12 protein-coding genes, 1 tRNA gene and 2 pseudogenes are annotated in these 18,467 nt (G+C 58.3%); 4 read left to right on the top strand and 11 right to left on the bottom strand.

All coding sequences use genetic code 11. The features are described from left to right. Positions 1–7: 7 nt before the first annotated feature. The 5 genes from HX805_RS26505 to bcsQ are packed head-to-tail and all read right to left on the bottom strand — an operon-like array spanning position 8 to position 10,494. Positions 8–3,865: a cellulose biosynthesis protein BcsC gene (locus HX805_RS26505; RefSeq protein WP_177117446.1), complete on the bottom strand. Its 3,858-nt coding sequence runs from the start codon at positions 3,863–3,865 to the stop codon at positions 8–10. Continuing rightward, complete coding sequence (gene bcsZ / locus HX805_RS26500) at positions 3,847–5,043, bottom strand: cellulose synthase complex periplasmic endoglucanase BcsZ (protein ID WP_177009278.1); 1,197 nt, start codon at positions 5,041–5,043, stop codon at positions 3,847–3,849. Before bcsZ ends, HX805_RS26505 begins: the two co-directional genes overlap by 19 nt. Beyond that, a complete protein-coding gene (bcsB, locus tag HX805_RS26495; RefSeq protein WP_134325575.1) occupies positions 5,040–7,298 on the bottom strand; it encodes a cellulose biosynthesis cyclic di-GMP-binding regulatory protein BcsB in 2,259 nt (752 codons plus the stop codon). Before bcsB ends, bcsZ begins: the two co-directional genes overlap by 4 nt. Beyond that, entirely contained in the window at positions 7,295–9,514 is a 2,220-nt protein-coding gene (gene bcsA / locus HX805_RS26490; protein WP_177117445.1) for a UDP-forming cellulose synthase catalytic subunit, read from the bottom strand. Before bcsA ends, bcsB begins: the two co-directional genes overlap by 4 nt. Further along, positions 9,511–10,494: a cellulose biosynthesis protein BcsQ gene (bcsQ, locus tag HX805_RS26485; RefSeq protein WP_177036553.1), complete on the bottom strand. Its 984-nt coding sequence runs from the start codon at positions 10,492–10,494 to the stop codon at positions 9,511–9,513. Before bcsQ ends, bcsA begins: the two co-directional genes overlap by 4 nt. Before the next feature lie 691 nt (positions 10,495–11,185). On the opposite strand from bcsQ, the gene HX805_RS26480 reads away from it, so the two are divergent. The 3 genes from HX805_RS26480 to HX805_RS26470 all read left to right on the top strand — a co-directional run bounded on the left by HX805_RS26480 (position 11,186) and on the right by HX805_RS26470 (position 12,565). After that, on the top strand, positions 11,186–11,416 hold the full coding sequence (locus tag HX805_RS26480; protein ID WP_003218078.1) for a DUF2790 domain-containing protein: 231 nt from the start codon (positions 11,186–11,188) through the stop codon (positions 11,414–11,416). Positions 11,417–11,900: 484 nt separating this feature from the next. Beyond that, positions 11,901–11,976, top strand: a tRNA-Thr gene (locus HX805_RS26475). A gap of 373 nt (positions 11,977–12,349) precedes the next feature. Continuing rightward, the gene (locus HX805_RS26470) at positions 12,350–12,565 is read left to right on the top strand and encodes a hypothetical protein (RefSeq protein WP_177117444.1); all 216 of its coding nucleotides are present in this window, start codon (positions 12,350–12,352) and stop codon (positions 12,563–12,565) included. Here the strand turns inward: HX805_RS26470 and HX805_RS26465 are convergent. From HX805_RS26465 to HX805_RS26450, 4 genes and pseudogenes are all read right to left on the bottom strand, one after another. Next, positions 12,538–12,797: pseudogene (locus tag HX805_RS26465) on the bottom strand (ogr/Delta-like zinc finger family protein). The gene HX805_RS26470 and the pseudogene HX805_RS26465 sit on opposite strands and share 28 nt — an antisense overlap. 149 nt (positions 12,798–12,946) lie before the next feature. After that, positions 12,947–13,921 (bottom strand): hypothetical protein, encoded by a 975-nt coding sequence (locus HX805_RS26460; RefSeq protein ID WP_177117442.1) that lies wholly within the window; start codon positions 13,919–13,921, stop codon positions 12,947–12,949. A 328-nt stretch (positions 13,922–14,249) separates the two neighbouring features. Further along, positions 14,250–15,128 (bottom strand): DNA-processing protein DprA, encoded by an 879-nt coding sequence (locus HX805_RS26455; protein ID WP_177117441.1) that lies wholly within the window; start codon positions 15,126–15,128, stop codon positions 14,250–14,252. Between the two features lie 329 nt (positions 15,129–15,457). After that, positions 15,458–15,970, bottom strand: a complete 513-nt coding sequence (locus tag HX805_RS26450; RefSeq protein ID WP_177117440.1) for a hypothetical protein — start codon at positions 15,968–15,970, stop codon at positions 15,458–15,460. A gap of 601 nt (positions 15,971–16,571) precedes the next feature. Between HX805_RS26450 and HX805_RS26445 the strand changes: the two genes are divergently transcribed. Continuing rightward, positions 16,572–16,862: a DUF3077 domain-containing protein gene (locus HX805_RS26445; protein ID WP_177117439.1), complete on the top strand. Its 291-nt coding sequence runs from the start codon at positions 16,572–16,574 to the stop codon at positions 16,860–16,862. Between the two features lie 27 nt (positions 16,863–16,889). Here HX805_RS26445 and HX805_RS26440 read toward each other — a convergent pair whose 3' ends face one another. Next, positions 16,890–17,738, bottom strand: coding sequence for a phage portal protein (locus HX805_RS26440; RefSeq protein WP_256348290.1), 849 nt, complete (start codon positions 17,736–17,738; stop codon positions 16,890–16,892). Continuing rightward, positions 17,665–18,465, bottom strand: a pseudogene (locus tag HX805_RS32475) (terminase); the annotation flags it as partial. The pseudogene HX805_RS32475 and the gene HX805_RS26440, both read right to left, overlap by 74 nt. Positions 18,466–18,467 lie beyond the last annotated feature (2 nt).

The following is an 18,467-nucleotide window of genomic DNA, read 5'->3' as shown; positions in this document are numbered from 1 at the left end:
TATCAAATCAATTCGAATAAGGGGAACGGTACGGACTGACCGGCAAGGGCATAGGCCCGCTCAGGTCTTCAAACAAGTAGCGCAGGTAGGCGTTACCGACGTACTGGCGATAGTCCTGGGCGTTGTCGAGACCGACTTCGCCACCCAGGTAAAAGCGCGAGCTGAGGCGGTATTCGGCGGCGGCGTTGAAGCTGTAGCCGATGCCGGTCTTGCTGTCCTTGGCGTATTTCGGATCGCCCCGGGTCGGGTCATTTTGGTAATCGCTATGCCCCGGGAAATAATCGACCGCATCTTGCTCGATATGCTGGATGCCCACCGAACTTTTTATCTGGTAGCTGAACCGATCAAAACTCTGCGCCCAGCGCACCGGCACACCCAGGGAGAAGAAGCGCTGCGGGCTGAAGTAACCGCCCTGGCCGTAGGTGTAGTAACCCTGGTTTTCCTTGAAGCCCATGACCGTACCGCTGATGCCGAGGGTCAGGGTGTCGGTCGGGGTATTGCGCAGGTACCAGTAGATGCCGCTGCCCAGTTCCAGCCGGGTGTTGTCTTCGACGTTGTTGCCCAACAGCTCGTGCAACGAGGCGTAGCCATACACACCGAGCTTCTGGTTGTCGTAGCTCAGGTCGCCACGCCCGCCGTTGGCGGTCACGCCGCCCCATTTCTCGCCGGTACGCTTGTCTTCGGAACCGGCAAAGGAGGTCACACTGTCGGTGACCGGGCGCCGCGAAACGTTGACCCCGTAACGGAAGTTGGAGCCCTGGGAGAACGGCCGCGAGACGCTGGCGCCACCGACGATGGTGTCGTACAGAAAGCCCAGCGGGCTCACACCGATGTCGGCCTTGAGGCCTTCATCCGGGTTCTCCACGGCAACGGCCAGACCAACGCCCGTGTCGCTCTGGGAGCCCGCCGGGTTGGCCGTGCCACCGCCAAAGCGTGTGGCAGAGTCGCTCTTCACGCTGCCGGAACTCACATGCACCGGCGTCACGCGCAGCGCAACGTTCAGATCACCCACCGGCATCCGCGCTTCGAATGGCGCCTCGACGTCAGTGATTTTGCTCAAGCCGCTTTCGCCATTGTTGCTGCGAACGCTCAAGCCCTGCACCAGGTAACCGGTGCGATCCCGCAGGATCGTATCCAGCGCACGACGTGCCGGGCTGAGGTTGGCGGTGTCGAGTGCAGCAATGCTCGAAGGTGGCTCGAACGGCTCGTTCCAGTTGTTCGACGCCGGACGCGCGGAGGCTGCCAGGGCATTGTCCGGCACGACATTGGTCGGTGCATCAATCGGCGGCGGCACGGCGCCGGCGACGGTCAGATCGGTGACCTGGCGACGCTGGCCCGGCAAGCCGACGAAGGGGTTGTAAGGCACGCCCTGGGAGCCGGCCTGAGCCAATTGCGTCTGGCTCTTCTGGCTGTTCTCAATCGCCAACGCCTTGCGCAGCAGTGCAGCGGCTTCGTTGTTCTTGCCCAGCCCCTGATAGATGCGCGCAGCCGAGGTGAGGATCTCGGGGTTGCCCGGTTCCAGGGACAGCGCCTTTTCACTGGCGCTTTCCGCCAGGCCACGATCACGGCCTTGCAGCGCGATATCCGCCAGGCCCAGTTGCAGGCGAGCGTTGTTCGGGTTCTGCTGAATCAGCGGCGCATAAAGCTCCATGGCCTTTTTGCTATTGCCGCTGGCCGCGTACATCCGCGCCAGGGCACCTACCGCCATAGCGTCGTTGGGACGCTGGGCAAGGGCCGGCGACAGCATGTCGTAGGCCGCGACCAGGTCGTTTTTCTCACGCAGGGCATCAGCCTGTTTGACCCGGTACAGGTAGATCAAATCGTCGTAACGCTGGCGACCGGTTTCACTCAGCGGCTTGCCCTGCACTTCACGCAGGATGTCGCCCGCCTCGGTGTAGTGGTTGGCCTTGAGCAGCACGTTGGCGTACAGCAGTTTCTGGTCGACAGTCGGGTTCGGATTGTTATCCAGAACCTTCTGCATGATATCCAGGCCCTGCTGCGTCGCGCCGACTTCCACATAAGCGGCCGCCAGCACCGCCAGGCGCTCAGGCTTCTGCCGGGTCATGGCTTCACTGCGGCCCAGCAGCGCGAGGGCTTCCGGGCGTTGGCCACGGCGGGCGGTCTCGATGGCGATGTCGGTCTGCTTGTGCAGCGCGATATCGATACCCAGCTCGTTCATGTCAGCGGTACGTTGCCCCGCAGGGATACGCGCCAGGGTCTCTTCAGCCTTTTTCCACTCACCCAGCTCCGCCGACAGCAGCGTGCTGGTGTACAGCGCGTCCGGCTGGTTCGGCTGCTTGGCCAGCAAGCCGTCGATCAAGGCACGGGCGTTGCGAATCTGGCCGTCGCGCAGGTAAATGCGCGCCAGGGCGAAGCGTGTCCACGGGTTTTCCGGGTCGGCATCAAGGGCTTGTTTGTAGGCGGCTTGCGCGGCTTTCAAATCGCCCCGCTGCTCGGCCAGCTTGCCGACCTGGGTAGCGCGCAATGCGGTGATTTTCACACTCGGCGCGAACTTCGCGCGCTCGGCGGGCGACACCGAGTCGATCAGCTTCAAGGCTTCTTCCGGCTGCCCCGACTGGGACAGCACGTTGATCAAGCCGCTCAGCGCGTCCGGGTCGCCAGGATGACGGGCGAGCACTTTGCGGTAGCCGGCTTCAGCGGTGTCGAACTGATTGTCCTGGGCCTGGAAACCCGCCAGTGCCACGGCAGCGCCGGGCTGGCCAGGGTTCAAGCGTTCGGCCTGGGCCACCAGGTCGCGGGCCTGGCTGCCGCGCCCGCCACGCTGGGCGTCACGGGCCTGGTTGAGCAGGTTCCAGTAGCGCACATCATTGAGCGCCGACTGCCATGCCGCGCCACCCGGCAAACGGGTGGCCTGAACCAGGTAGCTTTCAGCCTCGCTGAAGCGCTGCTGCTGTTGACGCAGCACGCCCATGCCGCCGAGGGCATCGACGTCATTGGATTTTTCATTGAGGCGCGCCGCCAATAGCGGCTCGGCGGTTTTCAGGTCGCCATCATCCAGCGCCTTGAACGCCTTGGTCATCTGCGGATCACGCTGCCAACCGGCGCCGGTCTTGCCTTGGGCAATGCCCTTGTTCATCAGCGCACGGATTTCGCTGTCGTCCGGATGCGCAGCCAGAAACTGCTGGAACAACGGCACCTGGTCGCTCTTCGGCGGGCCGAGCCAGATCAGCGCAAAGCGCCAGGTTTCATCGGCGTTGCCGCCCACGTCGTTGTTCGGTGCCAGCTTGGCCAGGGCGCGGATGCCGTCGGCGCGGGTGGCCGGGTTACGCGCCAGATGCTTGGCCAGGAACAGCGCCACAATCGGGTCGTTCGGCCGCTCGCGGGACAAACGCTGCAAGCCGGCGATGGCCTCGTTCGTGCCCTTGGGCGTGAAGCCCAGGGTGTTGTAATACTCGCGGGCAAGCAGGCCCTGGGGCTGGCGCCCCTGAAAGATCTGGCGATACAGCGCCACCGCTTGTTCGCGCTCTTCTTCAGGCTCGCCGAGTTCACGGGCCTGTTCCAGCAACTTGGCGTTGGCCGGGATGTTGACGGTGATGTCCTGCTCCAGCAGCAAGGCCTGGCGCGGTACCGGGCTCAACGCCTGCAGGCGGGCCAGGTACTTTTGCGCTTCGGCCGGACGCTGTTGTTGCACCTGGATCAAGCCAATGCCGTACAGCGCATCCGGCTGTTCGGGGCTCAGGCGCAGCAGTTTCTGCCAGGTCTCGAGGGCGCGTTCCGGGTTCTTTTTCGACTGCCAGTAATAGCCCTGCTCGATCAGCAGGCTTTGCGGGTCAGTGGTTTCGGCAAAGCTGGCGCTGGAAGCCAGGGCCGCCAGAATCGCAATGGCTAGCGTGTGACGGCGCATGCAGACTCCCAGGATAATTTCACCGTGCCGTCTTGTTCGAAACGGTACTTTTGATCAGCGAAGCCCTGGCCGAACAGGCTGAGCATGTAGTCGTAGTAAATCGGCTGGGCGCTGTCCGGGGCCGAAGGCGCGAGCGCCTTGGCGAGGGCGTCGTCGACTTTCTGCTTTTGCAATTGCGCCAGGGCGGTTTCGCCCCGGGCCTGGAAGAAGGCCATGGTGGAGGCCGAGAACCCCGTCGGCGTGTAGCCGTTGTTTTTCTCGACTTCACCGGTCAGCACGTGGACTTTCTCCGGCGGCAAACCGCTGACCGACGCAGCAGTGGCACGGGAAATCCCGCCCAAGGCCTTGAGCATCGGCGCGGCCAGCGGGTCGCTCTTGGCGGTCATGCCGGCCCAGAGGTAAGTGCGGATCGCGTCGTAGCTGCCCAGGTCATCGGAAAACGGGTCGACGATAAACAGCCCGGTGTTCGCGCTGGTGGCGCGATAACCGACCCAGTTGGCCGCCAAGCCATGGGGATTGCTCGGCAGGTCGGCGAGCATCTTCGCGTTGCTCTCGGCCACTTCGTTCCAGCCGGCGTTCGGGCGCTCTTTTGCAAAGCGGCGCAGTTGCGGCAGTACTTGATAGCTGGGGTTGAAGCGCCACAGGCCACCCGCGTGTGCATAGCCTACCGGCCCCGGCAACAGCATCTTGCCCAGGCCCGGTACGCGCACGATCAGGTTGCGTTCAACGTTGGCCAACACCAGTTGCGCGTCGCTGCGGTACTGCGGTGCGTTCCACACGCGCGCGGCTTCAAGCAACGCATAGGCCATCCACAAATCGGCGTCGCTGGCGGAGTTGCTGTCGATCGCGCCCCACTTGCCATCGTCACGCTTGCCCCACAGCCAGGCCGGCAGGTTCTGGCCGATGTCGGCGCCCGCCATGTTGGACTTGGTCCAGGTCCAGAGCTTGTCGAAGGTCGCCCGGTCGTTGCCCACCAGGGCAAAGAACATCGCGTACGACTGCCCTTCCGAGCTGCTTTCCGTCGGCTTCATGGACGAGTTCAACACCCGGCCATCGTCCTGGATAAAGCGCTTGGCATAGTTCTGCCACAGCGGCCAATCGCAGGTCTGTGCCTGGGCGGCACCGGCAAGCAATGTGCTGCCAATCACCGCCAGGATCGCGCTACGCAAAGGGTTCATGCCAACCGCCGTTTTGCACGGGCACGCAGTGCCAGGTAGATCAGGCAGGTCAGCACCAGCAGCCCCAGGAAGGTAATCGCCAGCATCCAGCCCAGGTTCTGGGACAGCTGCCATTGCATGAATTTGAAGTAGTTCAGGTCGCCGACGTAGTACTGCTGGTCCGCGACCAACGAGCTGATCTGCGTGCCCTGCACCACCGCCAGGCTGCCCTGGATCGAGTCTTTGTAGTCGTCACCGCCAATCAGCGCCGAGGTCGCTTCAAGCAGGCCCTGAGGCTGGTTGCTGGCGATCAGCACCACGCTGCGCCCGGCCTTGAGCGGCGATTGGAAGCCGGCGAACCAGGTGCTGTTGCTCAGGCCGCTGAAGGTGATGCCGGCATTGGCCGTATGCTGGTTGGCCGCGGCGTCCGGGCTGATCCAGCTGCGCACATAACGTGGCAGGTCAGACAAAAGGAAGTGGTGCTGCAGGCCGTCACTGGTGGCTGGCAGGTATTGCTGCCATTGCTGCAGCAGCGGCTGGTTGCCGCCGGTGGCGAGCACCAGCAGGTCTTTGTCGGCAACGCTTTGCACGTCTTTGGCCTGCACCACTTTGACGGCGGTGGCCGGGTAGCCGGTGGACTCGCCGAAGCGGCCCATCACAGTCAGGTAGGCGCTCAATTCATCGGTGCCGACGTTGTCCGGCATCACCACCGCCGACTCCGAAAGGTCAGCCAGGCGGGTGAACGGGAAGCCGGAATCGTTGAACACGCCCAGGTTCGGCATGGCGATAAAGTGCTGGTAGCTGCTCAGGTCCAGGCTCGAGTCCGGGTCAATCGCACCGCGCATGTTGTCGACGATGATGTCCCGGCATTCGCCTTCCTTGATGTAGTCGTACATGAAGCGCAGTTGCAGCTTGGACTTGGGCGAAGCCGAGCTGATCGGCAACAGGGTCGTCACTTCACGGGGCAGGGTTTCGTCTTTCTTCAGCTGGTCCAGCAGGCTCTGCCCACCGCCCAGGTTGCTCACCGACGGCAACGCGACAGACTTCATGAACTGGTCGTTCAGGCCGATCAGCAAGGAGGAGTTGGTGGACACCTGCTGCGGCGTGTAGCGGTATTTGACGTTGAGCGGCACGCCCTCTTCACGCCAGTTGAACAGGTCGGGCGGCAGGCGCAGGTCGACGCTGATCGGGCCCGGGTTGTAGCCGGAGACGTTGAGTTTTTTCAGTTCTACCAGCTCGCCAAGGCGTACCGGACGGTTGCTGGGCAGCCAGTTCGGCGCGTCGTAAGGGCTGCGCGGGGCCAGGGTGTCGAGCCTGGTGATGACCACGCTGTTGCCGGTCAACACCGGGTTGCCCAGCACCACGGCGGTGGCGGCACGCTTGAGTTCGGCGCCATCACGGCCGGAGACGATCAGCAGCTTGCCATTCGGATCGTTGGGGTTGGTGATCAGGGTCAGGGTCGGCCCTTTAGGCTCAGGGACCGCCACACCGTGTACATCCACAGCCTGGGTACTTTGCACCAGCACGATGGCGTTGCCCTTGGCCGGAATCTCGCCAAGGGTCGTCGGGAACGTCGCACCCCGGTAGCTGGCCAAGCCGCCTACCCACGACGACAGCGCACCGGCAGCTTCCAGCGCGGCGTTGTCCGGCGCGCTGGCAAACACGAACGGCAGGCTGACCTGGCGCGCATCGCGCTTGTCGAAGAACGGCAGCGGCAGCACCGACAGGTCGTCTTTCAAGACGATCGGCTGCACCTGCACTTTCAGCTCACTGCTGTTGCTGATCTTGGCCCAAAGGCTGCTGTGCAGCGGGTCTTCACAGGACATGGTGTAGTGGCCGATGAACTGCAGGCTCAAGCGGTTGAATTCGGTGATCAGGTGCGCCGGAATCTGCACCAGTTTTTCCTGCTGGATGCCCGCGCCTTCCTTGGGCAGCGGCAGGCTGGCGGCGACTTCGTCGTTGACCAGCACGTTGATCTGCGACAGGTCCGCCAGCAGCGCCGGCGAGTAGCTGTACTTGAGCAGCAGTTGCGCGCCCTTCACCACTTCATCGGCACGGATGTCGAAGTTGACGCTGTCGGACGCTTCCACGCCTTGCAGGTTCATGGTGTCGCGACGGCCCAGTTGCTTGAGGGTCAGGCTGTAGCCCTCGTCAGTGCTCTGCACCGCAACAGCGGGTGCAGCGGCCTGTGCCTGCGAGCCCAGGCCCAGCAGCGAAGCGATCATCAACGCGAGCACGCCGCGCGACTGCGGGCGGGCAAATAGTGTGGAAGTCATGGCTTGTCCATCAGCGTATCGAGCGGTTGTGAGGGAGTGCGGCGCAGGGCCAGACGCAATTCATGCAGCGTGGCGCGACTCAGGGTAAACAGGCCGCCGATGCCGATGGCACCGACTTCACGCAGGGCTGACAACGGTGTATCGGGCTGGCCGGCGCCCCAACTCGCGGCCCAGGTGTCGGCGCGGGAAAACGTCAGGCGTACCAGTTCGCTTTGTTGGCGCAGGGACAGTGCATCGAATTGCGCGCCAATCTGCGCGCCCTTGCTGAACACCACCCGCGCCTGGAACAGGCTGTCTTGTCCGTTGCGCGACAGCACCAACTGCAACTGTTCGCCCCGGGCAATCTGGTGCCCGTCGGCGAGGATCAGGCCGAAGCCGTTCTGCGAGAAATCCTGGGTCGTGCCTTTGAGCACACGACCATCGGCGCAGATCACACTGACCGGCAATTTCGCGCTGACCCGCGGCTCGGAGCGCACTTGCCGCGCTTCGGAAGCCACCGCCACTGCAGCGCTGGTGATAATCAGGTTGTAGAGGGTCCAGGTCAGGTTGATCGCCACGGTGACCGCGGTGGACTCGTCGCCCCAGATCAACTGATAAAGACCGAAGCACAGCCCGACCAGGTTCACCGCCAGCAGTACCAAATACGGACGGGCGAGTTTCCAGTCGAAGAACTGCTTGTCGATGATCCCGCCCTTGTCGGTGACGTTGAAGCCGCCCGCCTTGGGGTTGACCAATGCAACCAATACCGGCGGCAGGATGTACCAGGCCAGTACGGTCTCGTAGACCTCGTTCCAGAACGAGTGGCGGAAGCGCCCCTGGATCCGCGAGTTGGTCAGGCTCGAATGCACGAGGTGGGGCAACACATAGGCGACAATCATCAGCGCCGAGGCGTGGAAAATCTGCGCGCCGAAAATCAGGTAGGCCAGTGGCGCGGTGAGGAACACCAACCGCGGCAAGCCATAGAAGAAGTGCAGCATGGCGTTGGCGTAGCAGATGCGCTGGCCCCACTTCAGGCCTTTGCCCAGCAGCGGATTGTCGGTGCGGAAAATCTGCGCCATGCCCCGCGCCCAACGGATGCGCTGGTTGATGTGGCGTGACAGGCTTTCGGTGGCCAGGCCCGCGGCTTGCGGGATCGCCAGGTAAGCGGTGTTGTAGCCCAGGCGGTTGAGCTTGAGCGCGGTGTGGGCGTCTTCGGTGACGGTCTCGACGGCCACGCCGCCGATTTCCAGCAAGGGCTTGCGGCGGATCACCGCACACGAGCCGCAGAAGAACGTCGCGTTCCACAGGTCGTTGCCGTCCTGCACCAGGCCGTAGAACAACTCGCCCTCATTGGGCACGGCGCGGAAGGTGTCGAGGTTCTTTTCAAACGGGTCGGGTGAAAAGAAGAAGTGCGGCGTTTGCAGCATCGCCAGCTTGGGGTCCTTGAGGAACCAGCCGAGGCTGACTTGCAGGAAGGAACGGGTCGGCACGTGGTCGGCGTCGAACAGCGCGATGTACTCGCCGTCGGTGACCTTCAACGCCTCATTGAGGTTGCCGGCCTTGGCGTGGAAATTGTTGTCGCGACGGATGTAGTTCACGCCGATCTTGCGGCAGAAATCGCGGAAGTCGTCGCGACGGCCATCGTCGAGCACGTGGACGCGCAACTTGTCCTTGGGCCAGTCCATTGCCTGGGCGGCGAAGATGGTCAGTTTGACGATGCTCAACGCCTCGTTGTAGGTCGGGATGAACACGTCGACCGTGGGCCACTCCGACGGCTCGGTCTTGAGCCACACCGGCTCGCGGCGCAGCGGCCAGGCGGTTTGCACGTAGCCGAAGATCAGCACCACCAGCGCGTACAGCTCGGCGAGCACCAGGCCGTAGCCGAACAGCATGTCGAGCCAGGTTTCAAAACCCAGGGTGGAAGTCAGCCGCCAGTACATGTAGCGCAGCGACGCCACCAGCGACAACACCACCAGCGCGAGGATCGCCATGCGCCCGGGAATCTTGCGCAGCACCAGCACCGCAAGGAAGCAAACGGCAGCAAACAGGCATTGGCTATAGAGGTCCAGCGGGGCGCTGACAATGCTCACCAACAGCAAGGTGCCGACCACACAACTGATCACCACCAGCACTTTGCGCAGCGTATCGGGCCAGCGATTGAAGCGCGAAATCGCGGCGTCCAGCCGCTGCTCGGCGCGCCCCGGAGTGTGGGGCGTAGAGGACGTAGTGTCGGTCATGGAAGGTCCGAATCGATTCGTTCGAGCAGCGTGCGGCACAGGGCATGAATGTCCTGGCAGCCGAGACTGTTGACGGTAGGGTCGAGGGGATCGCGGCCGCAGGCCTGGGCTTCGCTGAACACCGGGTCACGGTGGACCGTGCCGAGCAGTGCATCGCCGAGGCGGGCCTTGAACACTTCGGCCATGTCCAGGCTGAAGCGGTGGGCGCCGTCGAGTTGGTTGATCACGTAGTAACGCAGTGGCGGTTTTTCGCGCTCAAGGTACGGCGCCAGCACACTGTCCATCTGGGCCAGGGTGCTGAATGAGGAAACATCCGCCTGCACCGCCACCAACACCACGTCTGCCAGGGCCATGGCCTGGTGCAGGTACACCGTGTTGCCGGCAGGCACGTCGATCACCACCGTGTCCTGGCCATTCAACTGCAAGCCGGCCAGGTGCCGGGGCAGCCATTGGGCGTCTTCGCCGAGCCAGCGATTGAGGTTTTTTTGCTGGTCGTTGTTGGTCTCACCGAAGGCCACCAGGCGGCAACCGGCAAAGCCGCGCTCAGCCAGGCCTTCCCAGGACTCATTGCTCAAGCTCGTCGCGCCGATGCCGGGCAAATTCAGGCCCAGGCACAAGTGATGACGCAGGGCATTTTGCGGGTCCAGGTCCAGCGCCACGGCCGGGTGGCCTTGACGCTGCAAGCCGCTGGCAATGGCCGCGGTCAGCGTGCTGCGACCGACACCGCCCTTGAGCGAGACCACCACGATCACCTTGGGTGACGATTGATCCGAGTACACCTCACCGGTCGGCCCTTCGACCACTTCGGGAGGTTGCAGGTGATCGGCTTCGCCCTGGGTCAGCTCTTCGAGCAAGCGCAGCAATGGCGCCGACGGCGGCTCATCCAGCGCGACGGTGCAAGCGGTTTGGGCCGGGATGGGCACGGCGTCGAAAGGCTCGACCACCACGTCATCCTCAAGATAATCGTGGACGGCGTACATCTCCCGGTAGCCATTTGGATTGGCGCCCAGCTTATTGAATAGTTTTGAAATATCGTCTGCGCGACTCACCCACGGCCCTCCCCGGTTATTACGCTTTAAAGGCGTTAAAAAGGTCAGCCCGTTGGGCTGACCTTGGTTTTTCTAGTTATGTGTTGGCTGGCGGCATTCTGTGATATCAGATTGATGGTGTCAGTATTTTGATGCTTTGGGATTAATTATTTCCGACGAGCGGCTTAGTGCCGTATTTTTGACTTATTTGGCGAATTTTTATCAATTTCTTTCAGATCAGAAGCTTGCGGAGGCTTCTAACAATTTTTCTGGCCGCCTGGTCAGGAAAAATTGCTTAGCTGACGAATCAAATTACAACTTAGTCATTAACCGCCAACGTTCCGTAAACCGGGTTAAACGATTCCGCTATTTATATGACGTTTAATATTTCGAAACAGAATACGGTAAGACTCACCTTATTCAAGGGAAAAACGATGACCGTTATGTCGAAAACATCTAAGAGAAAGACCCTGAGGCACTAATACCTCTAATGGATATGTTTCTGTATCAAGTTGTATGCAATCCCCTTCTCAACACATGCCGAGGCAAAACGCCGGGGTGCATGACACAGGCCGGATACCTCCCGGGCGCTCAATAGGCTCCAACGCAACACACACCCTATTGAACCTCAGAGGACACCACCATGAACCGCAACACCCTCATCGCCAGCAGCCTGTTTGCCTTGCTCAACGTTGCCGCCTTTTCGGCCCAGGCCAGCCCCAAGCTGGATGTACAGCAAGTGCTGTCGACGGTGGACGATGGAGGCGCGGCGTGTGGCGTAGTGAATGCGCGGATGACCTACCTGGATTCCCACGGGCAGAAGCGGGTGTTTGAGTACAAGAAATTTGCCGATTCGTGTAACGAAGGCAGCTAAAAGCTGAACGACAAAACCTGTGGCAAGGGAGCTTGCTCCCGCTGGAGTGCGCAGCGCTCCCACTGTTTTGGGCCTGCTGCGCAGCCCAGCGGGAGCAAGCTCCCTCGCCACAAAACCTCATCTGAAGCTAAATGGCTTTAACCGCGTATACGGTGCTCGGTGAACTCATAATCCTCCTGGCAATCGCCAGTCGGGTCCGCCGCCACACCAGGTACCGTTCTCGGTTTGAATCGGCTGGGTTTGCTGCGCATCGCGGAAAACGTGATGGTGAAGCGGCCGTCGGGCTGGAGGTTGGTGTTCCAGGACAGGATTGGCACTTGCCGCTTTCTGCACGCAGGCCTTTCCAGTGATCCAGCGCATGGGATTGGCGGGGCTGGGGTGGCTGAAACGAGGCCGCGCAGAGAAAACCCGGTCGGTTGCAAAAATAGTCAGAATTCAGGGGTTTACAGATGCTTGCCAATCGCTATAATCGTCGCCCTAACACGCCGGTATAGCTCAGTTGGTAGAGCAACTGACTTGTAATCAGTAGGTCCCGGGTTCGACTCCTGGTGCCGGCACCATACAAAACGAAGCCCTCGCAGAAATGCGGGGGCTTTGTTGTTTCTGGATTGCTCTTACCACAGATCCTGATCTGGCAGCCTCTCTACTTTCCGCTGATCATCTACCTGCTCCCACGCCCCTCTGCAATCCTTTCGAAACCCCCACCTTCTGTAACGACGCTCGCATCGATCTTTGCATGCGAAATTTTGGGTTGAGACGGAACAGCGCCGAGCGATAAATAAATCCGTCCCCTTTACGCTCAATCCAGTGCGTGCTTCCGACGGTTTGCTGGGGATATTACCTACTTACATTTGTGCATTGGCAGAGGGCTGGCGGGGTAAAAAACCTTCAATACACTACCGTCCCAACGACATCGAAAAAGGAAGAATCGTTGTGAACCACTCCAAAGTCTGCACTTTGAAATTAAGGGAAGAATTCGAAGAATGCGGCCACAGCTTCGCGCTGCTGATCGACGTACTCACCGCTGACCTGTACCTGACGCCACGAGCAAAACTGGCGTTGCTGGAGTACGGCATGGCCCAGCTGAAACGCTTTGAACAAGCCGAAGAGCGACTGCATAACTACGTGGAGGCTGCCACGCCCAGTTGATCGAACAAATCCCGCTGCTGGTCCTTGGACAAACTGCGCAGGCGGTCGAACAACAACCGGTCGACCGCCTGGGCGGAAGGGCTCAGGGTGTGGGAGAAGGTTAAGTTAGCTACCCATGTGTGGCCGCATTGCGCGGAGCTGCATTGGCAGTAGAGCCGAACAAACTCCAGCGATAGTTCTTCCCGAGAAGCAATACGCCCCTTCTCGCCACAACTTTGCAGTACACACGCATATCTATACCCATAGACACTAACTCCGCGCATATTACCACTTTTGATGGAGCCACCTATCGCCATAACTCTAGTAGCACATTCGTTTTCTGTTCAAGATGGTTGCATAGGGAGCCCCATTAACAATCTTAGGCAGAGGTCACCTCCATGTTTACAACGCGTCTATCCAGCCAAAATCGATGTCTTCTACAGGATCTATTCGTACGGTCTTGAATAGGGCATAGCCAAGGATTACAGCATCAGCATTGACGAGGGCTGCTGTACGAATAAAACTGGCAATAGCATTCATATGCGACCCCGATGTAACTACGTCATCTACTATAACCACAAAGTTTACATTTTCAACTTTATCCCTATACGACTCGAAAACGCCAAGAGTATCAAACTGCTCATCCATCTCTCTCTTCCCAGTCGAGAGATGTGACGGAACTTTTGGCCAATATCGCTCAAAGGCGTCATGAACCTGGAGGTTTATTTTGTGATCTCCAGCATTAATCCAATACTTCCACCAATCACACATAAGCGACATCGAGTGAGTCAGATTGCACTCCCGAGGCACAGAAGGAGGCACAGGGACCAACATCACATTTCCAGTAACGTTATTTAAACCACACCACTTAATAAAATCATTTTTGAAATGCCACGCCTTATCCCTAAATGGGCTAGCACTATACAGGCCGTTAGAACCATATAACGGAATACCGATTCTCGCGTTATGTTCAGCTGCACTTAAGTTCTTTGCTTGCTTGACTACCCATCGCAGGTCATTTGACGCCCACTTATCATTCTGATCTCGATAGTCATCTTTATTCTTAACATATTCTTTACCCAACCCAACTTGATTATCCGACAACTCCACCCGTATAAAATCCTCCGAAATCGGGCTTACAGTTAAGTAGTGACCAGGGAAATTATATAGGACAAATTGAAGTTCCCCATTCAGAAATCTAGCAATATATCCATTAAGGTCCTGCGCCGTATCCGCCCACTCTGTTGGATGAGAATAGCGGGCCATGTTGGCTTGTTTAGATCCCCAGCGAGCCAATATCGAAGGGGCACCAATATGGTGGGCATAATAAACATCTTTTGGGCTATCTCCGACGACCAAGAACTTCAAATCAGACACGTCAACACCGAATCGTCGTGCGATCGTATCTGATATAACGGCTTGATCAACAAGAGGCTTTGACTGACTCCCGAACACTAGCGATTCGTTAATTAGATATCCACCTTGGGCTAGTATTTGAAGACAGTAATCTTTAGGGGAGTCCGATACGACGGCAACACAGCAATTTTGGATTGCATGCAAGCTGTTGAAAAGAGCTACTAGAGCGGGCTCATAGAATGATACCTCAACAGTCCTCGCTTGCAGCGCCGCGACTATGTCATTTCTGCCGGTACTTGTACGAAGATAAGCATGGCAGGCTTCAGTTGAAGCCAATGTCTGATCCAAATCAAATATTATTACTCGCATCGAAATCTTCCCTGATCACTTTAAGTTTATGCTTGTATTTTTGAACCCACTCATACCCAGGTTCTTTTATATTGTTTTCCAAAATATAAAGCTGTTTGGATTGTTCAATACAAATTCTGATAGCGTACTGGGTGCCACTTTTATCACCCGCCCTAGCGACTACGACTCCCTCGCTCGCCAAAGAAACAGTGGTGCGATTCCTATTAGCGAAATACGATCCAAAAGATCCGATACCGATCGGGTACTCGGTAACCAAAAGATGATTGGCACCAATCTCTGCTTGAAGTGCCTTGTTCTCTTTTGGATAACTCACATCAAGGGGCGTTCCCAATACAGCAATAGTTCTACCCCCGAATTTAATTGCTGCACAGTGCCCTAACGTATCGGAGCCCAGAGCCAATCCACTAACGATTGCGTCACACCCAAAACTTATAAGCCTTTTGATGACGCGCTCACCATGTTCTATATGGCTTTTCTGATCAAGTTCGCGAGTCCCTACAAAAGCGATAGTTTTTTCGCAATTCAAAAGGCTTTGATCACCTTGTAGGTATATAATAGGAGGGGTGCCAGGAAAGGATCTGAGCTTAACAGGATAGTTCTCGTCAAGACACGTCACAGCAAAAAACTGTGTTTTATACCTACCTAGCCTATCACTTATCTTTTTAGCCAAGTCCTCCTCGACCGGAAACATCGAAAAGTATTCTTCATACAGTCGCTCAACAGAGTTAGCATCGATGATTTTTTTCTTCAAATCATCGTTAGCTTTGGCACTACCAATACCAACCTTCTTAGAGAGCACTAGAGCCGCGTGTATCCAAGCGATCCTTCTACTTCTATCGCTGATATCATCTAAATACAATTACGACCCTTCCTTCACGAAGACCTTCTCTTTGGGCATCAATCCATATGTTTACGAACGTAGCATCATTTTCGCATCGATGGAATCAAAACATGGCTTTTTGGCATCGTCGCGAAGACAAACGGTAATCTACTCGTCATACCAACGTGAATCAGCCTTCCACTACCCTGCTTGGTACAGCGTCAGTGTTACGCCTCAGAAAAGCAGATGGGCGTCAAAAAATTCATACTCAGGCCCATCGGCTGATTGATTTTGATTTGGCACGCTCACCTGCTTCATGAGTCGACTCACTCAATCGTGCATTTTTTCCCGACCATACCTAAAATCACTCATGGGTAATCGAGATCGGGATCAAGGCGTGGAAGTCCCTGAAAGCTAGGCAAGGAGTTCAGAGTCTCAACATTCAGTACGACCGCCTCACCTATACAACTAAGTTCCTGAAGCAGCGTGCGGCTCACGCCAACAATCAAGTCCTCGAATTGCTCCACCAATTGGGTGGCACGTAACCATAGCTGCTTTTCGATCTTCTCTAGCTCACTATCTATCGTTGGCTGGTCAACAGAATTGGGGAATCTGATGTTCCGAATAAGATGTATAGCCTCGCGCGCCTTAGCATGGTCTTGCCGGGCTGTGTCACCCCTGATAATACTGACCGCTGCTGCGTTGTCGACACCCTGTCCTGGCACATGACCCGCAGTCAATGTCTCTCCCAAGGCACCTGCATAAAGTATCAATACTCGACGTTCGAGATAATCAGAAACGTCGATTATTCGGATCATGGGTCGATCTAAATATATGGTAGCTGCACCATTAATGGCCCCGTTCTTATGGAGCTTGAGCATCACCGCTCCCGTCCTGAACCCCATCGCCCTAGCGATCACGTGGTGAGCCATCTCGTGTTGCGCTGTTGGACGAGCTCGATTTACATCGGACGAGTCCACTTTTCTCATTTTCATTTTTGATTTGCCAGCCTAATACAATTATTTTCTACGGGTGCTCACTGAAATGCATCAGCAGTCTTTGTTTTCTAGCGAGTAGCTAAAAGTCGTTAACTTTACGACCGATTATCATCAATCGGAATCATCCTACATGCCCTCCGAGTTGCAGCCCAGAGGCCCGCACGTTACCCTTTTGCCGTCGCTGCTCATCAGCGACCGGGCGTGGAATCCCGTGAAGAAGACGCAACAGCGTCATTAGCAAAAAGCAGGCGCTTTTTTTGTGCCTGCTCTTTGTGCTTTTTGGCGGCTGTGCGTGGGAGGCCTTGTGCCTGCCGAGTCGCTTCTTCTCGGATTCCAACCTGCGTACAGCTGCCACCCTCACGCTTGGAATCGTGAATGGCAGCTCTTTTTGGTGGTACCAAAGGAGCAAGCTTATGCCGTACGAGAAAACCTCAACCCCTACCGCTTGCATCACCCCGCATCGACCGATGTCGGGAGGTCAGCAATGAGCGACCCACACTCAGTAACCACCATCGGCGTCCAGACCTTCGCGGACTGCGGCGAAAGCAAACACGACATGAAAGTATTACGAGTCAATGCAGGGGTGCCGCTGCGAGAAGCGCTGGAACACGCCTCCCATTTGCTCTACTACGCCAAAGTTCTTTCGCTTGAAGCCGCCATGGATAAGGGCGGCGAGCACTATGCGTTCGCCTCGCATTATCTCGGCGAAATGGGTAAGGCAATCGTTGATGACATCAACCAGGCGCTATTGCCTGACGGACCTGACCCGCAGTAGATAGGCATCACCAGCGCTCGATAGCCTCTATCGTGCGCTGGCCTCTGAGATATCACGCCACTCAATCCGGCGCTCACTACGCAGACGTTCATTCACCTGCAAAAACAGCTGCCTGATAGGCCGTATTTCGTTGTTGGTATACACCCGGTCAATCTTCTCAATATCCCCAAACCCCGCCGCATTCTCAGGCATGCACCCCGCGAGCGCCGGATTCATCCGCCAGGCTGCAATTACGTCATTGCGCGTGATGTTCTTCACCCGCTCAAATTCGTCCTTGGTTGCTATATCCCCCACCGGAATGATCTGAATCGCCTTGTCACCGCCCCCCGGAATGTTGACGAACAGCGACCGAAAATTCCCCACACCCTTGCTCGCACCGATCTGGCTCTGCATCCGTTCTTCATCCTCTTCCGAGAGGTTCGGGTCGTTCGTGTAGAAGATGAACCCGGCATGGGCACCGTTGTTGTAATAACGGCGCCGGAACAGCGTGGCGGACTCGTTGAGCAACAGCGCGTGCATGCCGCCTAGGTAGTCGGGCACACCGTAAATGCTCTGCTCCACGTCGTAATCCATGACGTGTTCCACCTGGTCCTCGTCGAAGTGCAGGTGCTTGCCGCCGGGCAGCAGCATTACAAACCCGCCGCCAACCTTTCTGCGCATATTCAGCGCTGGCAGATGCTCCAGCTCCAGTACCTGGCCCAAGACGTTGGCCTTGCGCTGAAAATACCCCTCGCCGAACACCATAAAATCCAGCGCCGCCCGGCCCATGGTCTGCGCACTGCACCCCGCCGACGGTACGAAGTCACGCAGCAGCAGGTTGCGTTTGAAACGCGGGATGGTGCCGTGGTGGGCATTGGCGCGCAGCATCTTGGCCAGGCCGGTACGGGAGACGGGCGGTGTGTAGATTTGCCCGTCGTCGCTGGCGAACACGCCCAGGTACTCGCTCATGTTGCCGGTTAGCACCGACTCGGGCGCGCCGAAACTGAATGCCCGTACATTGCGCCGCGTGGGTGTTCCGGGAGCCGCTGGTGGGCTGTGTGGCTTGGGATCGTTCATGGCTGCCTTCGAGGGTAGACCAGCGGCTGCGCCGCTTCTTGTGGACGTTGAGGGGTTCGTGGGCCAGCGCGTGCATGACCGCCCAGGCGATGTCGGCATGGCCGGTGGCGTCGGTGCGGGATGCGCTGTAGGTGATCTGGCCGCTGGTGGTGGCGCCGCGCTTGATAGTCAGGAAGGCGGCAGCGATATCGTTCCAGCCGGCATCCCATTCGATGCGGCGGCCCTGGATCGTGTCCTGCGCCTTGAGCACCAGCGTGTTCTTGGTTTCCAGGCTGTAGTGAATCGGCGTGGCCCGCGGGAAGAAGTCGCGCACCAGGTCGAACACGCCGTACCCCACACCGGTGATATCGATCCCGATGTATTGCACGTTGAAGCGCTCGCACAGTTTCTTGACCTGGGCCGCCTGGAAGGTGAACGAGTGCCCGCGCCAGGAATGCTTTTCCAGGATCCTGAACTTTCCGCCTTGCTCCAGCGGCGGGGCCACCACCACACAGGTGGCATCGTCGCGGGTGCGGCTGGGGTCGTAGCCGATCCACACCGGGGAGTTGT

Source organism: Pseudomonas sp. G5001 (assembly GCF_013385475.1).
GTDB lineage: Bacteria > Pseudomonadota > Gammaproteobacteria > Pseudomonadales > Pseudomonadaceae > Aquipseudomonas.
The sequence above is the reverse complement of the archived record's forward strand: the minus strand, read 5'-3'. Positions and strand labels throughout refer to the sequence as shown.

What these genes read in the sequence shown, in the direction of transcription:
- HX805_RS26505 (WP_177117446.1), bottom strand. Translation starts at nt 3,865, where the DNA reads ATGCGCCGTCACACGCTAGCCATTGCGATTCTGGCGGCCCTGGCTTCC.
- bcsA (WP_177117445.1), bottom strand. Translation starts at nt 9,514, where the DNA reads ATGACCGACACTACGTCCTCTACGCCCCACACTCCGGGGCGCGCCGAG.
- bcsZ (WP_177009278.1), bottom strand. Translation starts at nt 5,043, where the DNA reads ATGAACCCTTTGCGTAGCGCGATCCTGGCGGTGATTGGCAGCACATTG.
- HX805_RS26445 (WP_177117439.1), top strand. Translation starts at nt 16,572, where the DNA reads ATGAGCGACCCACACTCAGTAACCACCATCGGCGTCCAGACCTTCGCG.
- bcsQ (WP_177036553.1), bottom strand. Translation starts at nt 10,494, where the DNA reads ATGTACGCCGTCCACGATTATCTTGAGGATGACGTGGTGGTCGAGCCT.
- HX805_RS26450 (WP_177117440.1), bottom strand. Translation starts at nt 15,970, where the DNA reads ATGCTCAAGCTCCATAAGAACGGGGCCATTAATGGTGCAGCTACCATA.
- bcsB (WP_134325575.1), bottom strand. Translation starts at nt 7,298, where the DNA reads ATGACTTCCACACTATTTGCCCGCCCGCAGTCGCGCGGCGTGCTCGCG.
- HX805_RS26480 (WP_003218078.1), top strand. Translation starts at nt 11,186, where the DNA reads ATGAACCGCAACACCCTCATCGCCAGCAGCCTGTTTGCCTTGCTCAAC.